Annotated in this window: 7 protein-coding genes; 4 read left to right on the top strand and 3 right to left on the bottom strand. The window is 69.9% G+C overall.

The window, feature by feature from the left end; translation table 11 throughout:
- Nucleotides 1-139: 139 nt before the first annotated feature.
- From ACSNOD_RS24190 to ACSNOD_RS24180, 3 genes are all read left to right on the top strand, one after another.
- Complete coding sequence (locus tag ACSNOD_RS24190) at nucleotides 140-523, top strand: BlaI/MecI/CopY family transcriptional regulator (protein WP_436769145.1); 384 nt, start codon at nucleotides 140-142, stop codon at nucleotides 521-523.
- A gap of 176 nt (nucleotides 524-699) precedes the next feature.
- Complete coding sequence (locus ACSNOD_RS24185) at nucleotides 700-1,218, top strand: amino-acid N-acetyltransferase (protein ID WP_436769144.1); 519 nt, start codon at nucleotides 700-702, stop codon at nucleotides 1,216-1,218.
- Between the two features lie 173 nt (nucleotides 1,219-1,391).
- Nucleotides 1,392-1,727 (top strand): histone-like nucleoid-structuring protein Lsr2, encoded by a 336-nt coding sequence (locus ACSNOD_RS24180; protein ID WP_436769143.1) that lies wholly within the window; start codon nucleotides 1,392-1,394, stop codon nucleotides 1,725-1,727.
- On the opposite strand, the gene ACSNOD_RS24175 is transcribed toward ACSNOD_RS24180, so the two are convergent.
- Nucleotides 1,658-2,431 carry an SCO3374 family protein gene (locus tag ACSNOD_RS24175; RefSeq protein ID WP_436769142.1) on the bottom strand — a complete coding sequence of 258 codons (774 nt, stop codon included), beginning with the start codon at nucleotides 2,429-2,431 and terminating at the stop codon, nucleotides 1,658-1,660. The genes ACSNOD_RS24180 and ACSNOD_RS24175 overlap by 70 nt on opposite strands.
- 439 nt (nucleotides 2,432-2,870) lie before the next feature.
- Here ACSNOD_RS24175 and ACSNOD_RS24170 point away from each other — a divergent pair, with 439 nt between their 5' ends.
- Nucleotides 2,871-5,396, top strand: a complete 2,526-nt coding sequence (locus tag ACSNOD_RS24170) for an ATP-dependent Clp protease ATP-binding subunit (protein WP_436769141.1) — start codon at nucleotides 2,871-2,873, stop codon at nucleotides 5,394-5,396.
- An 83-nt stretch (nucleotides 5,397-5,479) separates the two neighbouring features.
- Here the strand turns inward: ACSNOD_RS24170 and ACSNOD_RS24165 are convergent, their stop codons facing one another.
- Nucleotides 5,480-8,590 (bottom strand): NACHT domain-containing protein, encoded by a 3,111-nt coding sequence (locus tag ACSNOD_RS24165; protein ID WP_436769140.1) that lies wholly within the window; start codon nucleotides 8,588-8,590, stop codon nucleotides 5,480-5,482.
- Nucleotides 8,587-8,931, bottom strand: a complete 345-nt coding sequence (locus ACSNOD_RS24160) for a trypco2 family protein (RefSeq protein WP_436769139.1) — start codon at nucleotides 8,929-8,931, stop codon at nucleotides 8,587-8,589. The genes ACSNOD_RS24165 and ACSNOD_RS24160 overlap by 4 nt, the downstream gene beginning before the upstream one ends.
- Nucleotides 8,932-8,962: the final 31 nt, after the last annotated feature.

Below are 8,962 nucleotides of genomic sequence, written 5' to 3'. Positions count from 1 at the left end.
GTGGGCGGGCGAAAGACCCCCGCGCCGGAGGCGCGGACACGCGCGTTTGTGGCGCTCACCGCAAGACCACCGAGAGCCATTCGTCCAAATTTGAGCGTAAATCGCCCAGAATTTACGCGTCCCGCACTATTATTCCGACGTGGTCCGACGTTTGGGTGAGTTGGAAGACGCGGTGATGACGCGGGTCTGGCAGTGGAACCGCCCCGTCACCGTCCGAGAAGTGCTGGAAGACCTTCAGCAGGAACGCTCCATCGCCTACACGACGGTCATGACCGTAATGGACAACTTGCATCAGAAGGGCTGGGTGCGCCGCGAAGCGGAAGGCCGGGCCTATCGATATGAGGCGGTGTCCACCCGCGCCGCGTACTCGGCCGCACTCATGAACGAAGCATGGTCCACGAGTGACAACCCCGCCGCCGCTCTCGTCGCGTTCTTCGGCATGATGTCGGCGGAACAGCGCGAAGCCCTCCGGGACGCCATCCGAGTCGTACAACTCGACGAACCGGAGGAACGCCCTCGGTGAAGGGGGCGCATGAAGGCGCGCATGAAGACCGCCGGGAAGACGGCGGCGAAGTGGCGCCGGGAACGCGCCCGGGAACGCGCCGGGGAACGTCCCCGGAACGCGCCGATCGGGGCCGGGAAGGCGTGATGAACATCCCCGATGACAGCCCTGGCCGCCCCGGGCGATAGCGTCCCGCCATGCCGCCAGTATCAAATGAGGTCACCGTACGCCGAGCCCGGACCAGTGATGTGCCGGCGCTCCGCCGGCTGCTGGACGCCTACGTCAGGGACCGCATCCTGCTCGACAAAGCGACCGTCACGCTTTACGAGGACATCCAGGAGTTCTGGGTGGCCGAGCGCGACGAGGACGCGCAGGTCGTCGGCTGCGGGGCGCTCCATGTGATGTGGGAGGACCTGGCCGAGGTGCGCACTCTCGCGGTCGATCCGCGCCTGAAGGGCGCGGGCGTGGGCCATCAGGTGCTGACGAAGCTCCTCCAGACCGCGCGCTGGCTCGGTGTGCGGCGCATTTTCTGCCTCACCTTCGAAGTCGACTTCTTCGCGAAGCACGGCTTCGTGGAGATCGGCGAGACGCCGGTGACCGGCGATGTGTACAGCGAGCTGCTCCGTTCCTATGACGAGGGCGTCGCCGAGTTCCTCGGCCTCGAACGGGTGAAGCCGAACACCTTGGGCAACAGTCGGATGCTTCTGCACCTGTGATCCACTGAGTTTTCCCCGGGAGTCGACCGCGGAACCCCGGAGGCCGCTCCCTATGTCCGAAACGCGCACGTTTCCCGTGCGGATGTGCGCTCGATCCCGACCCGGGGGTTTGTGTTTTTCCGAGAAAGGCGGTTTCCTTTCCGTCGTACTGCTTTTTCGAGAAAGGGAATCCGGTGGCACAGAAGGTTCAGGTCCTTCTTGTCGACGACCTCGACGGCGGCGAGGCGGACGAGACTGTGACGTTCGCGCTGGACGGCAAGTCCTACGAGATCGACCTCACCACCGCCAACGCGGACAAGCTGCGTGAGTCGCTCGCCGACTACGTGAAGGCGGCTCGGCGCACCGGTGGTCGCGCCGCGGGTGGTCGTGGCAAGGCGCGTGCGTCCTCGGGTGGCAGCAAGGACACTGCGGAGATCCGCAAGTGGGCCAAGGAGAACGGTTACGAGGTCAACGACCGCGGTCGCGTGCCCGCGACCGTGCGTGAGGCGTACGAGAAGGCGAACGGCTGACAGGCCGCGCGCCGCACACTGGCCCGGTGGCACTCCGTCGCCGCCGTGGCCACGAGCCGTACGAGATCGGGGGCGCCTTCCTCTTCGACGCCCCCGCACCCACGACGGGCGCTCAGGGTCGTCGTGGGAAGTGCCGGCTCCCGTTCGCGTCCCGGCTCGGGGGGTCGCAGCCACACCGGCCACGGTCGGCAGCGGGCGACCTCCCGAGGGTCTTCGGGCCCTCCGCGCAGCGGGTCCGGGGGGCGTGCGTCCGGTTGCCGTGCGTCCGCGAGGCGCACGTCCGAGGGGTGTACGTCCGGGGGGCGTGGGGCCGGCATCCGCCCGCCCTGCCCGAGCGCGGACAGCTCCAGGGGCACACCGCCCCACTCGAGCCACTCCAGCAGCCCCGGTAGCTCCTCCGCCGCGCCCGCGGCCACCAGGAGCAGCATCCGGCCCCCCGCGAGGGCGACCGGACCGGTGGGCACCCCCCTGCGGAGCACCGCGAGCCCGGCGTCCGCCGGCAGCTCCAGCGCGTCGAAGCGCACCCCGGTGATCAGCTCCACCGGGTCGTGCCCCGTGGCGGGCCAGCCCAGCTCGCGCTCGTACCACCGCCGGACCGCCGCCGGGCTCGTGCAGCACCGCGGCGCCGGTGGATGTCGGCCCGCCTGCTGGCGGACCCGCGGTCGTACCGGCCGCTGGCGCTGGAGGGGCGGTGGGGCGCTCATGCCGGGAGCAACTGCCCCACCCCGAAAGGGTTACGCAGCGTTTGCTCGGGGGTACGGAGAGTGGTAGTGGAGGGGCGCACGGAAGCGTTCGGGGCCTCGGGGTTGTTCGCCCGTAGCGGAGCAAGGGCCCTCACGCCGCCCTTTGCGGCATGGAGTGCCGCCGCCAACGGGTAAGACTTTCCTCGTGGGGAGGGGCGATCCGCGTGTCGGACGGTGGAGCGTTCGCCATCGGCGTAGTGGTTCCGAGGCCATGCGCCTGGCCTGCGGGAACATCGTCTCGCACCATCGGGTTGGAGCTGTTGTCGGCTGTTCGGGGCAGGAGGTCCGGAACGGGTGTCGGCAGTTGGAATGAGCTGTCCCCCCTTGCGGGACTAGCATGCGGAAGGACAGGGAGGGGATCGTCCCCGATCTTTCTGACCGCTCTGAGGAGCGATTAACGATGTTCGAGAGGTTCACCGACCGCGCGCGGCGGGTTGTCGTCCTGGCTCAGGAAGAAGCCCGGATGCTCAACCACAACTACATCGGCACTGAGCACATCCTCCTGGGCCTGATCCACGAGGGTGAGGGTGTCGCCGCTAAGGCCCTGGAGAGCCTCGGGATTTCGCTCGAGGCGGTCCGCCAGCAGGTGGAGGAGATCATCGGCCAGGGCCAGCAGGCCCCGTCCGGGCACATCCCCTTCACCCCTCGTGCCAAGAAGGTCCTGGAGCTGTCGCTCCGGGAGGCCCTTCAGCTCGGCCACAACTACATCGGCACGGAGCACATCCTGCTCGGCCTGATCCGCGAGGGCGAGGGCGTCGCCGCCCAGGTCCTCGTGAAGCTGGGCGCCGATCTGAACCGGGTGCGGCAGCAGGTCATCCAGCTGCTCTCCGGCTACCAGGGCAAGGAGGCCGCCACCGCCGGCGGCCCGGCCGAGGGCACCCCCTCGACCTCGCTCGTCCTGGACCAGTTCGGCCGCAACCTCACCCAGGCCGCCCGCGAATCCAAGCTCGACCCGGTCATCGGGCGCGAGAAGGAGATCGAGCGGGTCATGCAGGTGCTGTCGCGCCGCACCAAGAACAACCCCGTTCTCATCGGCGAGCCCGGCGTCGGCAAGACGGCGGTCGTCGAGGGCCTGGCCCAGGCCATCGTCAAGGGCGAGGTGCCCGAGACCCTCAAGGACAAGCACCTCTACACCCTGGACCTCGGCGCCCTGGTCGCCGGCTCCCGCTACCGCGGTGACTTCGAGGAGCGCCTGAAGAAGGTGCTCAAGGAGATCCGCACCCGCGGCGACATCATCCTGTTCATCGACGAGCTCCACACCCTGGTGGGTGCGGGCGCCGCCGAGGGCGCGATCGACGCCGCGAGCATCCTCAAGCCGATGCTGGCCCGCGGTGAGCTCCAGACCATCGGTGCGACCACGCTGGACGAGTACCGCAAGCACCTGGAGAAGGACGCGGCCCTCGAGCGCCGCTTCCAGCCCATCCAGGTCGCGGAGCCGTCGCTGCCGCACACGATCGAGATCCTCAAGGGCCTGCGGGACCGGTACGAGGCGCACCACCGCGTCTCCATCACCGACGAGGCCCTCGTCCAGGCCGCGACGCTGGCCGACCGGTACATCTCGGACCGCTTCCTGCCGGACAAGGCGATCGACCTGATCGACGAGGCCGGCTCCCGGATGCGCATCCGCCGGATGACCGCGCCGCCGGACCTCCGCGAGTTCGACGAGAAGATCGCCGACGTGCGCCGGGAGAAGGAGTCGGCCATCGACTCCCAGGACTTCGAGAAGGCGGCCTCTCTCCGCGACAAGGAGAAGCAGCTGCTGGCGGCGAAGGCCAAGCGGGAGAAGGAGTGGAAGGCCGGCGACATGGACGTCGTCGCCGAGGTCGACGGCGAGCTGATCGCCGAGGTCCTCGCCACGGCCACCGGCATCCCGGTCTTCAAGCTCACCGAGGAGGAGTCCTCCCGGCTGCTGCGCATGGAGGACGAGCTCCACAAGCGCGTCATCGGGCAGAAGGACGCCATCAAGGCGCTGTCGCAGGCGATCCGCCGGACCCGTGCGGGTCTGAAGGACCCCAAGCGCCCCGGTGGTTCGTTCATCTTCGCCGGCCCCTCGGGTGTCGGTAAGACCGAGCTGTCCAAGACGCTCGCCGAGTTCCTCTTCGGGGACGAGGACGCGCTGATCCAGCTCGACATGTCGGAGTTCAGCGAGAAGCACACCGTCTCGCGGCTCTTCGGCTCGCCCCCCGGCTACGTCGGCTACGAAGAGGGCGGCCAGCTCACCGAGAAGGTGCGCCGCAAGCCGTTCTCCGTGGTTCTCTTCGACGAGGTCGAGAAGGCCCACCCGGACATCTTCAACTCGCTGCTGCAGATCCTGGAGGACGGTCGTCTGACCGACTCCCAGGGCCGGGTCGTGGACTTCAAGAACACGGTCATCATCATGACGACCAACCTCGGCACCCGGGACATCTCCAAGGGCTTCAACCTGGGCTTCGCCGCCCAGGGCGATGTGAAGACCGGCTACGAGCGGATGAAGGCCAAGGTCAACGAGGAGCTCAAGCAGCACTTCCGGCCGGAGTTCCTCAACCGTGTCGACGACACGGTGGTCTTCCACCAGCTCTCGCAGGACGACATCATCCAGATCGTCGACCTGATGCTGGCCAAGGTGGACGAGCGCCTCAAGGACCGCGACATGGGCATCGAGCTCAGTGGCGAGGCCAAGAAGCTGCTCGCGAAGAAGGGCTACGACCCGATCCTGGGCGCCCGGCCGCTGCGCCGGACGATCCAGCGCGAGATCGAGGACGTCCTCTCCGAGAAGATCCTCTTCGGCGAGCTGCGCCCCGGTCACATCGTGGTCGTGGACGTCGAGGGCGAGGGCGAGGAGAAGAAGTTCACCTTCCGCGGCGAGGAGAAGTCGGCCCTGCCGGACGTCCCGCCGATCGAGTCCGCGGCGGGTGGCGCGGGCCCGAACCTCTCGAAGGACGCGTAGCGCGGCTGCCCGCCTTGTGCGGGCGGTGACGCCGCAGTGACGCAAAGGGGCCGACCCCATGGGGTCGGCCCCTTCGCGCTATGTCAGGCCCGGACGTGGACCTTGAGGCGCCCCCCGAGCTCCGCCCGCCCCAGGATCTCGATCTTGACGCCGAGTGGACCGTGTACACGCACGGTGAGCGTCGCAAGGTTGGCCAGCGGTCTGAGGTCCAGCGCCATGGTGTCGCACATGGGCTGGATGCTCAGGTCGGTCGCATCGGGAAACACCCGGGCGATCTGCTCCACACCGCTCGCGTCATGGACGGTGATGCTCACGGTGGCTATGCCGGGCAGCGGGGCCAGGGACGCCAGGCTCCGGAGCGACTTCAGCTCAAGCCCGAGCAACGCGAGTCCGGTTCGCCCCCGGAGCCGGTCCAGCGCCCGGAGCGTGCGGTCATCGGAATCGAGCACCATATACAGAGAGCCGATCGGGCCTAAACCGGGCAGCTGATCGGCCTCCTCCGGTTGCCAAATCTCGAGGTAGAGGTCGTCCAGCCGCATATGGGCCAGGACGGTCGCGGCGAAGACGCCCGCCGGGTGGTTGGACCACTGCCTGGCGATCGCCACCCGTACGTGCCGCGCGCCGTGACGGGCGAGCCGGCGCAGCGCGAGAAGAGCATCCGTGCCCCCGGCCGCGTAAGCCATGATCACGCTGGCGAAAGCCTGCTTCGCGGTCATCGCCTCGGCGTCGGGAAGCAGCGGCAGCACCTGGGGACCCAGCGCCACCAGATCCCTGGCCTCGCTCTCGTCATCGGGCGGCAACAGGCACTTCACCCGCGCCCAGGCCGCCTCTCGGATCTCGGGGTCCAGGGCCACGGCGTGCTCGGCGCAGTCGGCCGCCAGAATGTGCAGTGGCCAGCGCTCAGCGCGTTGGGAACGGCAGTCGCCCGCCCTGATCAGCCCGGTGACGAGCTGCTCGACCTCACGCCGGCCGAAGTGGCCCACCGCGAGGCGGACGACGTCCCGCCACTGCTCGTTGCCGGCATTGCGGATCAGCTCCTCCAGACTGTCGCTGTCCCTGAACTCCTTGGCCGCCAGGAAGTCCTGGAACGTCCGGTGGATGAACTCGATGACGTCCGGGGCCCGCTCCCGCAGCAGCCCCGTGCGATTGAGCAGATGGATCAGGATCTGGTCGGCCGATCCCTGGCGGCGCACCTGGGGCATGGCGGCTGCGGCCGCCGCCACCTGGTGCGCCGCCGCCTCGCGGCCGAGCTCCGCGCGGCCGTTGCGCACCAGCCAGGCGGCGATGCGCTGAAGCACCTGCTGATGCTCCTCCACGCTCATGGAGACGCCCTCCGGGGCGCCGATGCGGCGTGAGGCGTCCCGCCCGCCGAGGAGCATGCCCAGCGCGGCGCGGTAGAGCTCCCAGCGGGTGTTGGGCAGCAGCCCCCGGCGCCTGCGGTGCAGGGCGCAGACGACCGCACACAGCAGGGGCGTACGGGCCAGGTCGCGAAGGGCCGCGTTACGGGCGAACTCCCGCGCCAGGTCCTCCTCCAGCGCGTCGAGATCCGCCCGTCCGACCGCCGTGCGGTGGCTGTCCGGTAAACGGGCGCATTCCCCGCGTGCCGCCTGGTGCCACATTCTCACATACGCCTGAATGTCCTTGTCGCTCATGGGCAACAGCCGCAGTTCTTTGAACTCTTCCGCGGCCAGCCAGTCGTATTCCACGGCGAGCGGGCGCACGGTGACCAGGCAGCGGGTGTGCGGATATGCCCGGAGGAGGCTCAGCAGCCAGGCGCGGGCATCCGAGCGGTATTCCTGCGGCAATTCGTCCAGACCGTCGACGAGGAGGAATCCGCGCCCGGCCGACAGAACGCGTTCGACCCAGCCCCGGGGTGCCTCGCCGATCGGCAACTTGGCCGCCGACGGCAGTTCGGCGAGCGAGGGGAATTGCGGGACCGAGGGCAGTTCGGAACCCCGGCCGACGAGAGAACGCATGGGCACCACAAAGGGGATCAGCCCATTGAGTGCGGCGAGTTCACCGGAGTGCGTGGCACACGCGGTGTGCGAGGCCAGCCACCAGACGAGCGTGGTCTTGCCTGCCCCCGCCTCGCCGCGTACGACGGACCGTTGGTGAAATGCCAGAAGTTTGTCCACATGCTGTGGACGACTGGGCGAGGTGACGGCTTTCGCGTCCTCGACCCCGTCGGGCAGGGGGTCGTGCTGCCGGGCCGGCTCCGCCTTCAGGCTCAGATACGTCGTCTCCAGGTCCCAACTCGCCTCATTCTGGCTCAATTCATCGAGCCCGATGATCTCCGTCTTGCCGTAGGCGGCGCGCAGGACCGTCGCGTACCGCTCCTCGAAGTCGACGTCCTCCGGGTGTGCCTCCGTCAGCGTCTCGATGCCGAACGCGCCGAAGGAGGGGACGAAAGAGGGGCTGGAGAGGCCGAGCTGATGGCTCATGGTGTCCGCGAAGCTCGCCACCGGCACCGCCTCGACGCGCCCGTGCCGCCAGCCGCCCGGGTCCGCCGCGACCAGGCCGATCAGCACGGGGCCCGCGAACAGGGGCGCCCCCGACATCCCTGCCCAGGGCGAGCCGCCGCCGGCCGCCGGCTCGGGCGGGGTGTGGTCGCCGTCGAGCACGTAGCGGCCGCGCAGCCGGCCCGAGGCGGGCTTCAGCGTGCCGGTGAGCTGCTCGCACTCCAGCTCGCCGGCGCCGTACCGCTGCACGCGGGGAAAGCCGACCGCCTGGCAGCCCGGCAGCGGCCGGCGCGTGGCGACCGTGCCCCAGCGGAAGCGGGGGAGCCGGGCCTCCCGCTCGCGATCGAGCAGGTCTTCGCAGGCCCGCAGCAGGGCCACGTCCGTGGCCTCGTCCCGGCAGATCCAGAGGACGTCGCACGGTACGGGGCCGTTGCCGCCCGGCACGGCCACGCGGACCGGCCCGGGGCCGGCCACGACATGGGCGCAGGTCAGCACGTGTCGGGAGTCGAGCAGTACGCCGCTGCCCTGGCGCCCGGCGAGGACGGCGACGGCCCGGTCCTCGACGGAGGGGCGGTGACGCGCACCGGCTCGTTGCCACACCACGGCGTGGGGAGCGCGCTGCCGCTCGCCGGGGCCGGCGGGGCTGCCCGGCGGTGCGGCGTACGGGGCCGGGGCGTACGGCGGTGGGGCGTGCGCCGGCCGGTGGGATGGCGCGTCCCCTTTCTCACCCGTCATGACGAGGGCCCCGCACCGAAGCGGGCCACGCTGCCCTCGCTCTCCGCCGCGATCTCGACGGGCCCGCCGGTGCGGGCGTCCCGCGGGGTGAGGGTGAAGGCCACCTTGTGGGTGCGGGTGCTGCCCCGGGCGGCCTCCGCGCCCGCGTCCAGGACCAGCGCCCGTACGCCGCCCCGGGCCCTGGCGTCCCGGCGCAGCTCCACCGTGAATTCCAGCTGGATGTCGCCGAGCGCGAAGCGTATGTCCTGGTCGGAGGCGCGGGCGGCGGCCATCAGCACCTCGTCGCGCAGGGCGGCGACGGCGTCGGCCAAGTCGATCTCCGGCAGCGGGGTCTCGCTCATGGCACTCCTGAGTTCCGGGGTGGGTGGGAGG

This window comes from Streptomyces sp. URMC 123 (assembly GCF_051386515.1).
Classification (GTDB): Bacteria; Actinomycetota; Actinomycetes; order Streptomycetales; family Streptomycetaceae; genus Streptomyces.
Note: the sequence above shows the minus strand (reverse complement) of the source record. Positions and strands in the feature narration are given on the sequence as shown.

What these genes read in the sequence shown, in the direction of transcription:
- ACSNOD_RS24175 (WP_436769142.1), bottom strand. Translation starts at nt 2,431, where the DNA reads ATGAGCGCCCCACCGCCCCTCCAGCGCCAGCGGCCGGTACGACCGCGG.
- ACSNOD_RS24185 (WP_436769144.1), top strand. Translation starts at nt 700, where the DNA reads ATGCCGCCAGTATCAAATGAGGTCACCGTACGCCGAGCCCGGACCAGT.
- ACSNOD_RS24165 (WP_436769140.1), bottom strand. Translation starts at nt 8,590, where the DNA reads ATGACGGGTGAGAAAGGGGACGCGCCATCCCACCGGCCGGCGCACGCC.
- ACSNOD_RS24170 (WP_436769141.1), top strand. Translation starts at nt 2,871, where the DNA reads ATGTTCGAGAGGTTCACCGACCGCGCGCGGCGGGTTGTCGTCCTGGCT.
- ACSNOD_RS24160 (WP_436769139.1), bottom strand. Translation starts at nt 8,931, where the DNA reads ATGAGCGAGACCCCGCTGCCGGAGATCGACTTGGCCGACGCCGTCGCC.